The sequence below is a fragment of the Providencia sp. PROV269 genome (genome assembly GCF_028477785.1).
GTDB lineage: Bacteria > Pseudomonadota > Gammaproteobacteria > Enterobacterales > Enterobacteriaceae > Providencia > Providencia rettgeri.
The window spans coordinates 89,080-105,782 of the sequence record NZ_JAMPLV010000021.1; the positions used below are offsets into that span (position 1 = coordinate 89,080).

Annotated in this window: 15 protein-coding genes and 1 tRNA gene; all 16 read left to right on the forward strand. The window is 42.8% G+C overall.

Annotated elements, in window-relative coordinates; all coding sequences use genetic code 11:
* The first annotated feature begins 403 nt into the window (after positions 1-403).
* The 16 genes from sucA to PR683_RS19645 all read left to right on the forward strand — a co-directional run bounded on the left by sucA (position 404) and on the right by PR683_RS19645 (position 16,484).
* Positions 404-3,217, forward strand: coding sequence for a 2-oxoglutarate dehydrogenase E1 component (gene sucA, locus PR683_RS19570; protein ID WP_004909072.1), 2,814 nt, complete (start codon positions 404-406; stop codon positions 3,215-3,217).
* Between the two features lie 14 nt (positions 3,218-3,231).
* Entirely contained in the window at positions 3,232-4,443 is a 1,212-nt protein-coding gene (odhB, locus tag PR683_RS19575) for a 2-oxoglutarate dehydrogenase complex dihydrolipoyllysine-residue succinyltransferase (RefSeq protein ID WP_004909074.1), read from the forward strand.
* A gap of 132 nt (positions 4,444-4,575) precedes the next feature.
* Entirely contained in the window at positions 4,576-5,742 is a 1,167-nt protein-coding gene (sucC, locus tag PR683_RS19580) for an ADP-forming succinate--CoA ligase subunit beta (protein ID WP_004909077.1), read from the forward strand.
* Positions 5,742-6,614, forward strand: coding sequence for a succinate--CoA ligase subunit alpha (gene sucD / locus PR683_RS19585; RefSeq protein ID WP_004256808.1), 873 nt, complete (start codon positions 5,742-5,744; stop codon positions 6,612-6,614). The genes sucC and sucD overlap by 1 nt, the downstream gene beginning before the upstream one ends.
* 842 nt (positions 6,615-7,456) lie before the next feature.
* Positions 7,457-9,025, forward strand: a complete 1,569-nt coding sequence (gene cydA, locus PR683_RS19590; protein WP_004256799.1) for a cytochrome ubiquinol oxidase subunit I — start codon at positions 7,457-7,459, stop codon at positions 9,023-9,025.
* Positions 9,026-9,039: 14 nt separating this feature from the next.
* On the forward strand, positions 9,040-10,179 hold the full coding sequence (gene cydB, locus PR683_RS19595; protein WP_004909081.1) for a cytochrome d ubiquinol oxidase subunit II: 1,140 nt from the start codon (positions 9,040-9,042) through the stop codon (positions 10,177-10,179).
* 11 nt (positions 10,180-10,190) lie between these two features.
* Positions 10,191-10,304 carry a cytochrome bd-I oxidase subunit CydX gene (gene cydX, locus PR683_RS19600; RefSeq protein WP_004909083.1) on the forward strand — a complete coding sequence of 38 codons (114 nt, stop codon included), beginning with the start codon at positions 10,191-10,193 and terminating at the stop codon, positions 10,302-10,304.
* Positions 10,305-10,309: 5 nt separating this feature from the next.
* Entirely contained in the window at positions 10,310-10,597 is a 288-nt protein-coding gene (gene ybgE / locus PR683_RS19605) for a cyd operon protein YbgE (protein WP_004256791.1), read from the forward strand.
* 134 nt (positions 10,598-10,731) lie between these two features.
* Positions 10,732-11,127: a tol-pal system-associated acyl-CoA thioesterase gene (gene ybgC, locus PR683_RS19610; protein ID WP_004256789.1), complete on the forward strand. Its 396-nt coding sequence runs from the start codon at positions 10,732-10,734 to the stop codon at positions 11,125-11,127.
* A complete protein-coding gene (gene tolQ / locus PR683_RS19615) occupies positions 11,124-11,807 on the forward strand; it encodes a Tol-Pal system protein TolQ (protein ID WP_004256787.1) in 684 nt (227 codons plus the stop codon). The genes ybgC and tolQ overlap by 4 nt, the downstream gene beginning before the upstream one ends.
* A gap of 17 nt (positions 11,808-11,824) precedes the next feature.
* Positions 11,825-12,247, forward strand: a complete 423-nt coding sequence (tolR, locus tag PR683_RS19620) for a colicin uptake protein TolR (protein WP_272581948.1) — start codon at positions 11,825-11,827, stop codon at positions 12,245-12,247.
* A gap of 51 nt (positions 12,248-12,298) precedes the next feature.
* Positions 12,299-13,417: a cell envelope integrity protein TolA gene (gene tolA, locus PR683_RS19625; RefSeq protein ID WP_272581949.1), complete on the forward strand. Its 1,119-nt coding sequence runs from the start codon at positions 12,299-12,301 to the stop codon at positions 13,415-13,417.
* Positions 13,418-13,563: 146 nt separating this feature from the next.
* Positions 13,564-14,856, forward strand: a complete 1,293-nt coding sequence (gene tolB / locus PR683_RS19630; protein ID WP_004909089.1) for a Tol-Pal system beta propeller repeat protein TolB — start codon at positions 13,564-13,566, stop codon at positions 14,854-14,856.
* Positions 14,857-14,900: 44 nt separating this feature from the next.
* Positions 14,901-15,398 (forward strand): peptidoglycan-associated lipoprotein Pal, encoded by a 498-nt coding sequence (gene pal / locus PR683_RS19635; protein WP_004909091.1) that lies wholly within the window; start codon positions 14,901-14,903, stop codon positions 15,396-15,398.
* A gap of 22 nt (positions 15,399-15,420) precedes the next feature.
* Positions 15,421-16,212 carry a cell division protein CpoB gene (gene cpoB, locus PR683_RS19640; protein ID WP_109912827.1) on the forward strand — a complete coding sequence of 264 codons (792 nt, stop codon included), beginning with the start codon at positions 15,421-15,423 and terminating at the stop codon, positions 16,210-16,212.
* Positions 16,213-16,408: 196 nt separating this feature from the next.
* A tRNA-Lys gene (locus PR683_RS19645) sits at positions 16,409-16,484 on the forward strand.
* Positions 16,485-16,703: the final 219 nt, after the last annotated feature.

Consider the following 16,703-nt stretch of genomic DNA (forward strand, 5'->3'; position numbering starts at 1 on the left):
AAAACAATGACATGATTTTAATGCGCGGAAGCTCACAAAAGCGCGAAAACGAAATACCAACAATGAGCATCAGAAAGTAACATTGTCACCCATAAAAAGTAGTATTTATTAAAACGTTGTCATTACAAAAGCGTAAAAAAGTGAAAGCAAAGAAAGTAACAGTAAAAAGTAGAAAAAATAGCCAACTGCAAAAGATGAAGACGACAGCCCAAGCATAGGGGCCTTTAAAAACCGCAGCCAGTTTTTAAAGGTTCCTTAAAAGGGAAACCCTTACTGATAAAGGGCCTCCCAAAGAGAGAACATGCATAAAGCACGTCCAAGAGAACCTTTATCGAGGTCGCTTAAATGCGGCGATTAGTTAACCACGGCGAAAACTAAAGCTTTAATAGCTTAAGGGATCACAATGCAGAACGGCGTAATGAAGGACTGGCTGGATTCAAGCTTTCTGGCAGGCGCGAACCAGACTTATATAGAACAGCTCTATGAAGATTATCTGACTGACCCTAACTCTGTCGATGCCGAGTGGAAAGCAATTTTTGAGCAACTCCCTGGTGCAGCATTAGGCACTAGCGGCGAACAATTCCACTCCCAAGCGCGCGATTACTTCCGTCGCTTAGCAAAAGACTCTACACGTTATCACACCTCTGTTAGCGATCCAGCTATCGACGCAAAACAAGTTAAAGTTTTGCAATTAATCAATGCGTTCCGCTTCCGCGGGCACCAAAATGCGAATCTTGACCCGTTAGGTCTTTGGAAACGTGAATCTGTTCCAGATTTAGACCCAGCATTCCACAACCTGACGAAAGAAGACTTCAACGAAACATTCAACGTGGGTTCATTTGCTATTGGCAAAGAAACCATGAAGCTTAGTGAGCTATATGAGCACCTGAAACGTATTTATTGCGGTTCTATCGGTGCTGAATATATGCATATCACGAATACAGAAGAAAAACGTTGGATCCAACAACGTCTTGAGTCTGTTGACGTTTCTAAGATCTTCTCAGTAGAAGAGAAAAAACGCTTCTTAGCTGAATTAACCGCGGCTGAAGGGCTTGAGCGTTACATTGGGGCTAAATTCCCAGGCGCCAAGCGTTTCTCATTGGAAGGTGGTGATTCACTGATCCCAATGCTGAAAGATTTAATCCACCACGCAGGCAAGCAAGATACCCGTGAAGTTGTTTTAGGTATGGCTCACCGTGGTCGTTTAAACGTTTTAGTTAATATCTTAGGTAAAAAACCGGGCGAATTATTTGATGAATTCGCGGGTAAACATAAAGACCACTCTAGTGCGGGTGACGTTAAATATCACCAAGGTTTCTCTTCTGACTTTGAAACCGCAGGCTCTCGTGTTCACTTAGCATTGGCATTTAACCCATCTCACCTTGAAATTGTTAGCCCTGTGGTTATTGGTTCAGTACGTGCTCGTCGTGACCGTTTAGATGAAGGCCGTAGCAACATGGTTCTGCCTATTACTATTCACGGTGACTCCGCAGTAACTGGCCAAGGTGTTGTGCAAGAAACGTTGAATATGTCACAAGCACGTGGTTATGAAGTCGGCGGTACGGTGCGTATCGTAATTAACAACCAAATTGGTTTTACCACTTCTAACCCGAAAGACACCCGTTCTACAGAATACTGCACAGATATCGTGAAGATGGTGCAGGCCCCAATTTTCCACGTGAATGCAGATGACCCTGAAGCAGTGGCATTTGTAACTCGTTTGGCACTGGATTTCCGTAACACGTTCAAACGCGATGTTATGATTGATTTAGTATGTTATCGCCGCCATGGCCATAACGAAGCGGATGAGCCAAGTGCAACTCAGCCAGTGATGTATCAAAAAATCAAGCAGCACCCAACACCACGTAAAATTTATGCAGACCGTTTAATTGCAGAAAATGTGTTAAGTGCTAATGATGTCACTGAAATGGTCAATCTGTATCGCGATGCGCTAGATGCAGGTAACTGTGTGGTTGAAGAGTACCGTGAAATGGGTCTGAATTCATACACATGGGCTCCATATTTAAACCATGAATGGGATGCATCATATAAATCAACCGTTGATATTAAACGCTTAACTGAACTGGCAACTAAAGTTAGTACCATTCCAGAGGGCGTGGTTGCGCAATCTCGTGTTGAGAAAATTTATGCAGACCGTGCCGAAATGGCGAAAGGTGAAAAGCTTCTCGACTGGGGTGCAGCTGAAACTTTAGCGTACGCAACATTGGTTGATGAAGGTATTCCTGTTCGTTTATCGGGTGAAGATGCGGGCCGTGGTACATTCTTCCACCGTCATGCAGTGGTCCACAACCAAACGAATGGTTCAGTTTATGTTCCACTGCAAAATATTCATAATGGCCAAGGCGTGTTTAATGTTTGGGACTCTGTTCTGACTGAAAATGCCGTATTAGCATTCGAATATGGTTATGCAACCACAGAACCTCGTGCATTGACTATCTGGGAAGCACAATTTGGTGACTTCGCTAACTGTGCTCAAGTGGTTATCGACCAATTCATTAGCTCTGGTGAGCAAAAATGGGGTCGTATGTGTGGTCTGGTCATGTTACTGCCTCATGGTTATGAAGGTCAGGGTCCAGAGCACTCATCTGCACGTTTAGAGCGTTACTTGCAACTGTGTGCTGACCAAAACATGCAAGTGTGTGTTCCGTCAACACCTGCTCAGGTTTACCACATGTTACGTCGCCAAGCCTTACGTGGCATGCGTCGTCCTCTGATTGTGATGTCACCAAAATCTCTGCTACGTCACCCATTAGCGGTCTCTAGCATGGAAGAATTGGCAAATGGTACATTTGAGCCAGTTATCGGTGAAATCGATGAAATCAATCCGAAAAATGTGAAACGCGTCGTTATGTGTTCAGGGAAAGTCTATTACGATCTGTTAGAACAACGTCGTAAAAATGAACAAACTGACGTTGCTATCGTGCGTATCGAACAGCTATATCCGTTCCCACACGAAGACATTCAAAAAGCGTTGGCGCAATTTACTGATGTAAAAGACTTTGTATGGTGTCAAGAAGAGCCATTAAACCAAGGTGCTTGGTATTGCAGTCAACATAACTTCCGTGAAGCTATCCCAGCAGGGGCAACTTTACGTTATGCAGGTCGAGCTGCTTCTTCATCTCCAGCAGTTGGCTATACGTCCGTACACCAGGAACAACAAAAAGCCCTGGTTAATGACGCTTTGAACATTGAATAATTAAAGGATAGAAAATGAGTAGCGTAGAAATTCTTGTTCCCGATCTTCCTGAGTCCGTTGCAGATGCTACGGTTGCCACATGGCATAAAAAACCAGGTGACAGTGTTCAGCGTGATGAAGTACTGGTTGAGATCGAAACAGATAAAGTCGTATTAGAAGTTCCTGCAAGCGAAGCGGGTGTATTAGAAGCTATCGTTGAAGATGAAGGTGCAACGGTATTATCTAAGCAATTACTGGGGCGCATTCGTTTAGGCGACAGCACTGGTATCCCTGCTGAAGTGAAAGAAGCACAAGAATCAACACCTGCACAACGTCAAACTGCAAGTCTAGAAACAGAAAGCAACGATGCGCTGACCCCAGCTATTCGCCGTTTAATTGCAGAGCACGATTTAAACCCTGCGGATATCAAAGGGACTGGCGTTGGTGGACGTTTAACTCGCGAAGATGTTGAAAAACATTTAGCAGCAAATAAATCTGCGGCACCTGCGGCGAAAGCACCAGAAGCGCCACAAGCGCCTTTAGCGCATCGTAGCGAAAAACGTGTTCCAATGACGCGTTTACGTAAACGTATCGCAGAGCGTCTGTTAGAAGCGAAAAACACTACTGCAATGTTGACGACGTTTAACGAAGTCAATATGCAACCAATCAAAGACTTACGTAAACAATATGGCGAAGTATTCGAAAAACGTCATGGTGTTCGTTTAGGCTTTATGTCTTTCTATGTGAAAGCTGCTGTTGAAGCACTGAAACGCTACCCAGAAGTGAATGCTTCTATCGATGGCGATGATGTGGTTTACCATAACTATTTCGATATTAGTATTGCAGTTTCAACACCACGTGGTCTGGTAACACCTGTTCTACGTGATGTCGATGCAATGAGCATGGCTGATATCGAGAAGAAAATTAAAGAACTGGCTGTCAAAGGTCGTGATGGTAAATTAACTGTTGAAGACTTAAGTGGCGGTAACTTCACTATCACTAATGGTGGCGTATTCGGTTCTCTGATGTCTACACCTATCATTAACCCACCACAGAGCGCGATTTTAGGCATGCATGCGATTAAAGACCGCCCTATGGCTGTAAATGGTAAGGTAGAGATTCTTCCTATGATGTATTTAGCACTGTCTTACGACCACCGTTTAATCGATGGTAGTGAGTCAGTTGGCTTCTTAGTCGCTATCAAAGATATGCTGGAAGATCCAACTCGTTTACTGCTGGACGTATAGCAACATAACAGGGCAGGGTACAACTTGTCCGGTCTGAAGTAACCGATGCAGCCCGTTCGCGGGTTGCTAAATCAGTAACAATTGCAGGAGGCGAATAAACGCCTCTTCAGACTCAATTATGGATAGAACATCATGAATTTACACGAGTACCAGGCAAAACAGTTGTTTGCACGTTATGGGATGCCTGCACCGACAGGTTATGCCTGTTCATCAGTCGCTGAAACCGTCGATGCTGCTAAAAAAATTGGTGACGGCCCATGGGTAATTAAATGCCAAGTTCACGCAGGTGGACGTGGTAAAGCTGGCGGCGTAAAAGTCACTAGTGATATCAATGAAGTGAAAGCATTTGCAGAACACTGGTTAGGTAAAAACTTAGTTACCTATCAAACTGATGCAAACGGCCAGCCTGTTAACCAAATTCTGGTTGAAACGGCAACTGATATTGCTAAAGAACTCTATTTAGGTGCGGTTGTAGACCGTAGCACTCGTCGCGTTGTATTCATGGCATCTACCGAAGGTGGCGTGGAAATCGAGAAAGTAGCAGAAGAGACTCCAGAGTTAATTCATAAAGCGATTATCGACCCACTGACTGGCCCAATGCCTTTCCAAGGCCGTGAATTAGCATTCAAATTAGGCTTAACCGGTAAACAAGTTAGCCAATTCGCGAAAATTTTCATGGGTCTGGCAACGTTATTCTTAGAACGCGATTTAGCATTAGCTGAAATCAATCCACTGGTTATTAGTACTGCGGGTGATTTAGTTTGTTTAGATGGTAAATTAGGTATCGATAGCAACGCGTTATATCGCCAACCAGAAATTCGTGAACTGCGTGATGAATCACAAGAAGATGCACGTGAAGCACAAGCCGCTCAGTGGGAACTGAACTACGTTGCGTTAGATGGCAATATCGGCTGTATGGTTAACGGTGCGGGCCTTGCAATGGGTACCATGGATATCGTTAAGCTGCACGGTGGTGCACCAGCTAACTTCTTAGATGTTGGCGGCGGCGCGACAAAAGAGCGTGTAACTGAAGCATTTAAAATTATTCTTTCTGATGAAAACGTGAAAGCAGTTTTTGTTAACATCTTTGGTGGTATCGTTCGCTGCGACCTGATTGCAGACGGCATCATTGGTGCAGTTGAAGAAGTTGGCGTAAATGTACCAGTAGTTGTGCGTTTAGAAGGTAACAATGCAGAGTTAGGTGCTAAAAAACTGGCAGACAGCGGCTTGAATATTATCGCTGCGAACAGCCTGACAGATGCAGCTAAGAAAGCAGTAGCAGCAGCGGAGGCTAAATAATGTCTATTTTAATCGATAAAAACACCAAAGTAATTTGCCAAGGTTTCACAGGTGGCCAAGGTACATTCCACTCAGAACAAGCGATTGCTTATGGCACGCAAATGGTGGGTGGTGTGACTCCAGGTAAAGGTGGCACTGTACACTTAGGTTTACCTGTATTTAACACCGTTCGTGAAGCTGTAGAAGCTACGGGTGCAACAGCCTCTGTTATCTATGTTCCAGCACCATTTTGTAAAGATTCTATCTTAGAAGCTATCGATGCTGGCATTAAACTGATTATCACCATCACTGAAGGTATCCCAACGTTGGATATGCTGACAGTTAAAGTGAAATTAGACGAAGCAGGCGTTCGTATGATTGGTCCTAACTGCCCAGGTGTTATCACTCCGGGTGAATGTAAGATTGGTATCCAACCTGGTCATATCCATATGCCAGGTAAAGTCGGTATCGTTTCGCGTTCAGGTACGTTGACTTATGAAGCTGTTAAACAAACAACAGATGCAGGCTTAGGTCAATCAACGTGTGTTGGTATCGGTGGTGACCCAATCCCCGGTTCAAACTTTATTGATATCCTGAAATTATTCCAAGCGGATCCACAAACTGAAGCTATCGTCATGATCGGTGAAATCGGTGGTAACGCAGAAGAAGAAGCAGCGGCTTATATTAAAGAGCACGTCACTAAACCTGTTGTCGGTTACATCGCAGGTGTAACTGCACCAAAAGGCAAACGTATGGGCCACGCAGGTGCAATCATCGCAGGCGGTAAAGGCACTGCTGATGAGAAATTTGCTGCATTAGAAGCGGCTGGTGTGAAAACCGTTCGTAGCCTTGCAGACATCGGTGATGCAGTAAAATCACTGTTGAACAAATAAGTAATTCGCTAGGTAACTAGCAAGAGTAAGAGACGAAAGCCCGTGCTCATGAGAGCGCGGGTTTTTTTATACCTTGCAAAAATGTTTCAAACAATTTTTGTATGGTTATGCGGTTTTATGAAAAGTATGTCTATACTTAAAAATGCGGACTAAAGGGTTATATGAAGGAAAATGGGTAATAAAATGCCAATTAGGCGAGGAAGGGGGGAGTTAGTCGCATTTTGTGCAAAAAATAGCAAAATTGCGACATGTCAATTTTATAATATTGACGATAATTCAATTAAGCCAATATAACCGTTTTTTGATAAAAAAGGCTATATTAATAAAATTCATAATAAGTTTAAAATAAGATACTATTACAAATTAAATATTCTTTTTTCGAGGCTTTAATTCATAGATTATATTTTTTGTTAATCTTTGGAAAAATTAAGAACATTTATGTCATTATCAATAACAGCATTTTAACAAGTAAATAACCATTAATTGACTGGCAGGTATAGCAATTAACAATAGGAAAAAAATTGACGTAAATCAATTCATTGCCTCTGGCTTTATTTGCTTAAATTGCTTAAATTGGTGCTCGATCAAATACTCGGTTTTCTATTAAAGGGTATAATTATTGATGTAAATTCAGAATTCAAATCTGAATCACGTAAAAGAAGTTTATTGTGTGTGAAGATAGGCGTACTATTATTATAGTAATGTTCGTTCTTTTAATTTTGTTAATTATTTGTTGTTTTGAGGCATTTTTTTGCTGGTAGTTAAGAGGCTTTCTAAGTATTAAAAACTGGAAGCTGGGTTGCCGCAAGTCGGTGTCTTCCTGCTAGGAGCAAGGAGTCAAGATGTTTGATATTGTCGAACTGTCACGATTACAGTTTGCCTTAACTGCGATGTATCACTTTCTGTTCGTACCATTAACGCTAGGTATGGCGTTTTTGCTTGCGATCATGGAAACGGTATATGTACTGTCAGGCAAGCAAATTTATAAAGATATGACTAAGTTCTGGGGTAAGTTATTCGGTATTAACTTTGCCCTAGGTGTTGCAACGGGTTTGACCATGGAGTTCCAATTCGGTACTAACTGGTCTTACTACGCGCACTATGTTGGAGATATCTTCGGTGCACCTCTTGCAATCGAAGGTTTGATGGCGTTCTTCTTAGAATCTACCTTTGTCGGTTTATTCTTCTTTGGTTGGGATCGTTTAAGCAAAAAACAACACCTTGCTGTAACATGGTTAGTTGCTTTAGGTTCTAACTTCTCTGCTCTGTGGATTTTGGTTGCGAATGGTTGGATGCAAAACCCAATCGCTGCTGATTTCAACTTTGAAACTATGCGTATGGAAATGGTTAGCTTCTCTGAGCTAGTCTTGAACCCAGTTGCACAAGTTAAGTTCGTCCACACAGTTGCTGCGGGTTATTGTACCGGTGCAATGTTTATCTTAGGTATTAGCTCTTACTACCTGCTTAAAGGTCGTGATGTTGCTTTTGCTAAGCGTTCTTTTGCAATTGCAGCAAGTTTTGGTATTGCAGCGGTTCTATCTGTTATCGTTCTTGGTGATGAATCAGGTTACGAAATGGGTGACGTGCAAAAAACTAAACTTGCAGCGGTTGAAGCTGAGTGGGAAACTCATGCTCCTCCTGCCGCGTTTAACTTAATCGCTTGGCCAGATACCGAGAAACAAGAAAATAAATTTGCGATCTCGATTCCTTGGGCGATGGGTATCATTGCAACCCGCTCGGTTGACACTCCTGTTTTAGGTCTGAAAGACCTAATGAAACAACACGAAGTTCGCATTCGTAACGGTATGATTGCATATGGTCAGTTACAAGAACTTCTTGCAGGTAACAAAGATCCTGAATTGCGCGCAGCATTTGAAGCAAGCAAAAAAGATCTTGGGTATGGTCTGCTGTTAAAACAATATGCACCAAATGTTGTTGATGCAACTGAAGCTCAAATCCAAAAAGCAGTGAAAGATAGTATTCCTAACGTTGGGCCTCTGTTCTGGGCATTCCGTATCATGGTTGGTGTTGGCTTCCTGTTACTGTTAATTATTGGCTGGGCATTCCTGTCAGTAGTTCGTAACCGTATTGGTCAAAATAAACTGTTGCTGCGTATTGCACTGCTCGGTATTCCACTACCATGGATTGCAATTGAGTCAGGTTGGTTCGTTGCAGAGTATGGTCGCCAGCCATGGGCAATTGGTGAAGTGTTACCTGTTTCGGTTGCACACTCTAACTTGACGACTCATGACCTGATCTTCTCTATGGTATTGATCTGTGGTCTGTACACACTGTTCTTAATTGCTGAAATGTTCTTAATGTTCAAATTCGCTCGTAAAGGGCCAAGTAGCCTGAAAACCGGTCGTTATCACTTTGAACAGAAAAACACTTCTGCACACGACGTTCAGTAAATAGGAGTCCACTTATGTTTGATTATGAAGTTCTTCGATTTGTGTGGTGGATCCTTATCGGTGTATTACTGATTGGGTTTGCTGTCACAGATGGCTTTGACATGGGCGTTGGCTTCTTATTACCTATTTTAGGTAAAACAGATACTGAACGCCGTATCATGATTAATGCTGTTGCACCGCACTGGGATGGTAACCAAGTTTGGTTAATCACTGCGGGTGGTGCAATGTTCGCTGCATGGCCACAAGTTTATGCTGCGGCATTCTCTGGTTTCTATGTTGCTATGATTTTGGTATTAGCTGCATTGTTCTTCCGTCCGGTTGGTTTCGACTACCGTTCAAAACTGGAGAACCCAAAATGGCGTAACATGTGGGACTGGGGTCTGTTTATTGGTGGTTTCGTTCCACCATTAGTTATCGGTGTTGCGTTTGGTAACCTGTTATTAGGTGTTCCACTGCAAATCGATAATCAACAGTATCTGACTTACACAGGTAACCTGTTTGGTCTGCTAAACCCATATGGTCTGTTAGCGGGTGTTGTCGGCTTAATGATGATTGTGACGCAAGGTGCAACTTATTTGCAAATGCGTACCACTGGTGAACTGTACTTACGTGTTCGTAAAGCAACTTATATCTGTGCATTAGTCACTTTAGTGGCTTTCGCAGGCGCAGGTGTTTGGTTAGTGATGGGTATTGATGGTTATGTTGTTACTTCAACTATCGATACATTAAGCGTATCTAACCCACTAAACAAAACTGTTGCCGTTGAATCTGGTGCTTGGTTAACTAACTTCAATACTTACCCAATCCTGTGGGCGTTGCCTGCTCTGGGTGTAGCACTGCCGTTAGTGACAATGCTGTTTAGTAAAGCAGACAAAAATGGTTTGGCGTTTGTGAGTTCTTCATTAACCATCGCTTGTATCATTTTAACCTGTGGTGTAGCAATGTTCCCATTCATCATGCCTTCAAGCATCATGCCAAACGCAAGTTTGACCATGTGGGATGCAACATCTAGCTTGTTCACACTGCAAGTAATGACTGTTGTTGCTATTATCTTTGTACCAATCGTACTGGCATACACCGCATGGTGTTACTACAAAATGTTCGGTCGTTTGGACAAAAACTTCATCGAAGGCAACAAGCATTCACTGTATTAAGGAGCATAACTATGTGGTATTTCGCCTGGATCCTCGGCACGCTGTTAGCTTGTAGTTTTGCAGTGATCGCAGCATTAGCGTTAGAGCACTCTGAAGACTCTAAAGCCGCTAAAGATGGTGAGTAATAAAAATGCTGGTGGATAAAACCTATCAGCTATTGGATAAGGGGCCGATAAGGGCCCTTATCCTTATTTTAGCTTTAGTTACTGCAGGTGCAGTCATGTGGGATCCAACCCTATTTGCTGCAAAAACTAGTTCATTTCAAATATGGCAAGGGCTGCTGTTAATATGGGCAACGTGTACCGCGATGATTTTTGGTGTGGGTTTTAAACCTAAAAAAGTTATCTTTCGTGCAATTTTTCATCCATTGCCTGCTGCCATCATTCTTATTTGGGGACTTTTTCAGGTCTTTAGATAATTCTAATTGCTAATTATGGGTCCATTGACCCATAATTATTTTTGATATCTTTACTTTCAAAGTGATTCCAAACTGGCACTGTCTTGCGTATAGTGGCACCGTTAATTAATTTAACCTAAGACGGAGTGATTGTTATGTTATTTCGCTGGCCTGTTCGCGTGTATTATGAAGATACAGATGCGGGCGGTGTTGTTTATCATGCACGCTATTTAGCCTTTTTTGAGCGAGCAAGAACCGAAATGCTGCGAAATAAAGGTATCAATCAACAAAGTATGCTTGCTGAGAACCTTGGCTTTGTTGTGCGAAGCATGACAATTGATTTTGTCAAAGGGGCGAAGCTGGATGACCTGCTGGAAGTTGAAACACAAATTATTGAAATGAAACGTGCTTCCTTAACTTTTCAGCAAAGGTTAGTTGATTCGCAAGGTAACCTGCTTTGTGGGGCAAATGCTCTTATTGCTTGTGTGGACACATCAAAAATGAAGCCAATTGCGCTTCCTAAGTCTATTGTCGCGGAGTTTAAACAGTGACTGACATGAATATCCTGGATTTATTCCTTAAAGCGAGCCTTTTGGTTCAGCTCATTATGTTCGTTTTGATCGGTTTTTCTATCGCATCATGGGCGATCATTATTCAAAGAACGAAAATTTTAAATGCGGCAACGCGTGAGGCTGAAGCATTTGAAGATAAGTTCTGGTCAGGTATTGAGCTATCGCGCTTATATAAAGAAAGCCAAGCTCGCCGTGATGAATTGAGTGGTGCCGAACAAATTTTCCATTCTGGTTTTAAAGAGTTCGTTCGTTTACACCAAGCGAATATTCATGCGCCAGATGCAGTAGTGACGGGAGCTTCCCGTGCAATGCGTATTTCAATGAATCGTGAACTCGAATCAGTTGAAGCACATATCCCATTTTTAGGTACTGTTGGTTCAATTAGCCCATATATTGGTTTATTTGGTACTGTTTGGGGGATTATGCATGCGTTTATTGCATTGGGAGCGGTAAAACAAGCAACATTACAAATGGTTGCACCGGGTATTGCTGAAGCGCTGATTGCAACCGCAATTGGTTTGTTTGCAGCGATCCCAGCAGTTATGGCATTTAACCGTTTGAACTTACGTGTCAGCAAATTAGAGCAAAACTACGATAACTTTATGGAAGAGTTTTTAGCCATCTTGCATCGTCAAGCCTTCTCTGCTGATAAGAAATAAGACGGGGAGATAAGCGAATGGCGCGCACAAGTCGCAGACGTGAGCTGAAATCCGAAATCAACATTGTTCCATTACTGGACGTATTGTTGGTACTGTTGCTCATATTTATGGCAACAGCACCGATTATTTCTCAAAGTGTGGAAGTTGAATTGCCGGATGCAACAGATACACAAACCGTATCATCAAGTGATAACCCACCGATTATTTTAGAAGTGTCGGGGGTTGGCCAATATAACATGCGCCTTGATGGTGAGGTTTTAGAATTGCTGCCACCAGAGCAAATTGCTGCAGAGGCGAAATCTCAACTAGAGAAAAATCCAAAAGCAATTTTCTTGATTGGTGGTGCAAAAGAAATCCCTTACGAAGAAGTGATTAAGGCGCTGAATATATTACACAGCGCAGGGATAAAATCGGTTGGCTTGATGACTCAGCCTATTTAGGCTGGGTTATTGTCGTTTGAATAAGTCACAATTCTTTTTTTGGATACCAGAGTGGGAAAGACAAAAGAGAAAAAAGATAACTTAAATCGATCGTTAGTGATGTCAATCGTATTGCACGTCCTATTGATTGGTTTGATTGTTATAGGCTCTTTAGTTTCCGTCGTCAAACTTGGTGGTGGCGGGGAAGAGGGAACTGTCATCGATGCGGTGATGGTTGACCCTGGCGTGGTTGTTGAGCAGTATGAAGAAATGCAAAGACAGCAAAATAACGTCAGACAAGCGGCAAAAGAGCGCAAAGAGCAAGAACAAAAGCAAGAGGCTGAGCTTAGAGAACAGCAAGAAAAGGAACAAAAGCGTCTTCAGCAGCTTGAAGAAGAGCGTATTAAAATTCAACGTGATACAGCTGAGCAACAAAAGCAAGCTGAGGAACAACAGAAAAAAGCATTAGACGTTGCTAAAAAAGCGAAGGAAGAGCAAAAAATAGCGGAAGAAGCTGCTGCAAAAGCGAAAGCTGAAAAAGAAAAGCTAATTAAAGAGCAAGCGGCTGAGAAGGCGAAGGCCGAGGCGCAAGCGCAGAAAGAAGCCGAAGCCGCCAAAGCCAAAGCTGAAAAAGAAGCTAAAGAAAAAGCGGAAAAAGAAGCCAAGGAAAAAGCCGATAAAGAAGCTAAAGTAAAAGCTGAAAAAGAAGCGAAAGCTAAAGCGGATAAAGAAGCTAAAGAAAAAGCCGATAAAGAAGCTAAAGCAAAAGCGGCGAAAGCCAAAGCTGAAGCGGCTAAAAACGCGGCTTCCGTAGATGATTTGCTTGGTGATTTAACTGCCTCGGGCCCAAGCAAACAAGGTGGTGAAGCCGCAGCTGGAAAAGGTGGTGGTAAAAAATCGGGCGCTTCCAATGCGGATGTGGACAGCTATGCTGGTAAAGTCAAAGCGGCTATCCAAAGTAAATTTTATGATTCAGATACTTTCCGTGGACGTACTTGTGAACTTCAATTGAAGCTCGCGCCTGATGGGTTATTGGTGAGTATTATACCAAAAAATAGCCCAGCTAATGACGCGGCACTCTGTGATGCAGCAATTCGTGCAGCAAAACTTGCAACGATGCCTAAGCCACCGAGCAGAGAAGTCTATGATACGTTTAATAAAGCGGGTAGCACAGTTGTGTTTAAGCCTTGATTTTCAATAACTCAGAGCAGTCTGTATTGATATTATTAAGGCAATAGCATAAATAGTTTGTGTGGTATCTAGTTTTGTTATTATACCTTTGTTAAAATTCAGCGAATTATTGCGGTAGTAAATAATCCGCAGTAAGGGAGATAAGAATGAAGCAGGCTTTTAAAGTAGTTTTAGGGTTCCTAATGCTATGGGCGACAGTGGCTCAGGCTGAAATACGTATTGAGATCACTGAAGGTGTTAATTCAGCTCAACCTATTGGCGTTGTGCCGTTTAAATGGTCAGGTGCGGGTGCACCACCACAAGAAGTCGGCCAAATAGTCGGCGCTGATTTACGCAATAGTGGGAAATTTAACCCTATCGAGCCAAGCCGCATGCCTCAACAACCTGGTACCGCTTCTGAAGTGATTCCTGAAGCGTGGACAGCATTAGGTATTAATGCTGTTGTTGTGGGGCAGGTACAGCCAGCAGCAGATGGTAGCTTTGTCGTTAGCTATCAGTTAGTTGATGTTGCGGCTAACCCAGGTGCTGTTTTATCTCAGAACCAATATAAAGTAACCAAAGAATGGTTACGTTATGCAGCGCATACTGCAAGTGACGAAGTCTTTGAAAAATTGACGGGTATTCGTGGCGCATTCCGTACACGTATTGCTTATATTGTTGTTAACAAAGGCGGTCAGTATCCATATGAATTACGAGTTTCTGATTATGACGGTTTTAACCAGTTTACGGTTCACCGTTCACCAGAACCTCTGATGTCGCCAGCTTGGTCACCAGATGGTGAAAAACTGGCATACGTGACTTTTGAAAGCGGTAGTTCAGCACTTGTCATTCAAACGTTATCAACAGGAGCAGTTCGTCAGGTCGCATCTTTCCCACGTCATAATGGGGCACCTGCATTCTCTCCAGATGGCACAAAATTGGCATTTGCACTGTCTAAAACAGGCAGCCTGAATTTATATGTTATGGACTTAGCGAGTGGGCAAATTCGTCAGGTGACCGATGGACGTAGTAACAATACGGAACCAAGCTGGATGCCAGATAGCCAAACTTTAGTCTATACTTCAGATCAGGCGGGACGTCCGCAGATCTATAAAATAAATATTAATGGTGGCAGCCCTGAACGTGTGTCTTGGGAAGGAACACAAAATCAGGACGCTGATGTTAGCCCGGATGGTACTTTCTTAGTGATGGTCAGCTCCGGCGGCGGTCAGCAACATGTCGCCAAACAAGATCTGGCAACGAACAACGTTGAATTTTTAACGAAAACGTTCCTAGATGAAACGCCGAGTATCGCACCTAACGGCACTATGGTAATTTATAGCTCCTCTCAAGGCTTGGGGACTATATTGCAGCTAGTTTCGACCGACGGGCGTTTCAAAGCGCGTCTTCCGGCTACCGATGGACAGGTTAAATTCCCTGCCTGGTCGCCGTATCTGTGATGCATAATAATAATGTGTGGCAAAAAATATTAAGGATCAAAACGATGCAACTGAATAAAGTGCTTAAAGGGCTGATGATCGCGTTACCAATCATGGCAGTCGCAGCTTGTAGCTCTAACAAAAACAATGACCAAGATGGCGTAGATACTTCTACTAACCAAACTAACACTGGTCTGTCTGCGGAAGAGCTGGCACGTCAGCAAATGGAACAGCTGCAACAAAACAACACTGTTTACTTTGGCTTTGACAAATACAACGTATCTCCAGAATACGCTGAAATGTTAGATGCACACGCAGCATTCCTGCGTAGCAACCCATCTGTACGTGTTGTTGTTGAAGGTCATGCGGATGAGCGTGGTACTCCAGAATACAACATCGCGCTGGGCGAGCGTCGTGCTAATGCAGTTAAAATGTACCTGCAAAGCAAAGGTGTTTCTGGTGACCAAGTTTCACTGGTTTCTTACGGTAAAGAAAAACCAGCTGTGTTAGGTCACACTGAAGCAGACTACGCGAAAAACCGTCGTGCAGTCATTGCATACTAATAGATAAGCGAAATTATCTATTATGAACAGTAACTTCAGACACTTACTAGTCGGTCTGTCGTTATTGGTTGGCGTAGCGGCCCCTTGGGCTGCTATTGCCCAAGCGCCAATCAACAATGTCGGATCTGGTTCAACAACAGATCGCCTTACCCAACTTGAGACAGCAGTTAGCTCTCAAGGTCAAATCATGTATCAAATTCAACAACAACTCGCTGACAACCAACGCGACATCGACATGTTACGTGGTCAGATTCAAGAAAGTGAATACAAATTGAATCAAGTTATTGAGCGCCAGAAAGATTTATACATGCAATTAGACAATGCAGGCGGTGGAAACTCAGCAACTTCAGGTGATACAACAACACCTGACACTAGTGCATCAAACGCATCACCTTCCTCAACGGCACCTACGGCAGCTGCTAATACAGGTGGGAATGAGAAAGATGATTACAATGCTGCAGTCAAATTAGCGATGGAAAGCAAATCCAAAGCTCAAATTGATCAGGCAATAGGGGCATTACAAGGCTTTGTTAAAGCCTATCCTAAGTCTGGGTATCAATCTAACGCCAATTATTGGTTGGGGCAGTTAAACTACAATAAAGGTAGCAAAGACGATGCTGCTTTTTATTTCGCAACTGTAGTTAAGCAATATCCTAAATCCCAAAAAAGCAGCGAAGCCTTATATAAAGTTGGGCTGATCATGCAAGATAAGGGACAGAAAGATAAAGCAAAAGCTGTTTACCAACAGGTGTTGAAACAATATCCAAACAGTGCTGGTTCAAAATTAGCCGAAAAAAAGCTGAGTACACTTTAATTTATAACCCCGAAGCCATATTACCGAATATTTCGGGGTTATCAGTATGATAAGTGTGCATTTAATCTTTTTTTGCAAAAAAATCATTGCACCCTCGTCAGAAATCAGTAATATAAGCCGCCGTTGATACGAGAATACTGTTAGCCAAGAATCTCGAAAGACAAAAAGAAATTTAGTTAGAAATATTGTTTTAGATGGGTCGTTAGCTCAGTCGGTAGAGCAGTTGACTTTTAATCAATTGGTCGCAGGTTCGAATCCTGCACGACCCACCATCTAAAACCTATAGTAGCAAAAAGAAGTAATCCAGATAGGTCGTTAGCTCAGTCGGTAGAATATTTGAGTTTTACAAGATGGTTGCAGGTTCGGCCCGTAAGGGGAAGTTCGAAGAACTTAAAATCCTGCACAAACAAGTAATTAAGTAATCCCAAAGATGGGTCGTTAGCTCAGTTGGTAGAGCAGTTGACTTTTAATCAATTGGTCGCAGGTTCGAA

Bases quoted from the DNA above. Each gene is read 5' to 3' on its own strand.
- sucC (WP_004909077.1), top strand. From the start codon at position 4,576: ATGAATTTACACGAGTACCAGGCAAAACAGTTGTTTGCACGTTATGGG.
- tolR (WP_272581948.1), top strand. From the start codon at position 11,825: ATGGCGCGCACAAGTCGCAGACGTGAGCTGAAATCCGAAATCAACATT.
- cydB (WP_004909081.1), top strand. From the start codon at position 9,040: ATGTTTGATTATGAAGTTCTTCGATTTGTGTGGTGGATCCTTATCGGT.
- cydA (WP_004256799.1), top strand. From the start codon at position 7,457: ATGTTTGATATTGTCGAACTGTCACGATTACAGTTTGCCTTAACTGCG.
- cpoB (WP_109912827.1), top strand. From the start codon at position 15,421: ATGAACAGTAACTTCAGACACTTACTAGTCGGTCTGTCGTTATTGGTT.
- sucD (WP_004256808.1), top strand. From the start codon at position 5,742: ATGTCTATTTTAATCGATAAAAACACCAAAGTAATTTGCCAAGGTTTC.
- pal (WP_004909091.1), top strand. From the start codon at position 14,901: ATGCAACTGAATAAAGTGCTTAAAGGGCTGATGATCGCGTTACCAATC.
- ybgE (WP_004256791.1), top strand. From the start codon at position 10,310: ATGCTGGTGGATAAAACCTATCAGCTATTGGATAAGGGGCCGATAAGG.
- cydX (WP_004909083.1), top strand. From the start codon at position 10,191: ATGTGGTATTTCGCCTGGATCCTCGGCACGCTGTTAGCTTGTAGTTTT.
- tolB (WP_004909089.1), top strand. From the start codon at position 13,564: ATGAAGCAGGCTTTTAAAGTAGTTTTAGGGTTCCTAATGCTATGGGCG.
- sucA (WP_004909072.1), top strand. From the start codon at position 404: ATGCAGAACGGCGTAATGAAGGACTGGCTGGATTCAAGCTTTCTGGCA.
- odhB (WP_004909074.1), top strand. From the start codon at position 3,232: ATGAGTAGCGTAGAAATTCTTGTTCCCGATCTTCCTGAGTCCGTTGCA.
- ybgC (WP_004256789.1), top strand. From the start codon at position 10,732: ATGTTATTTCGCTGGCCTGTTCGCGTGTATTATGAAGATACAGATGCG.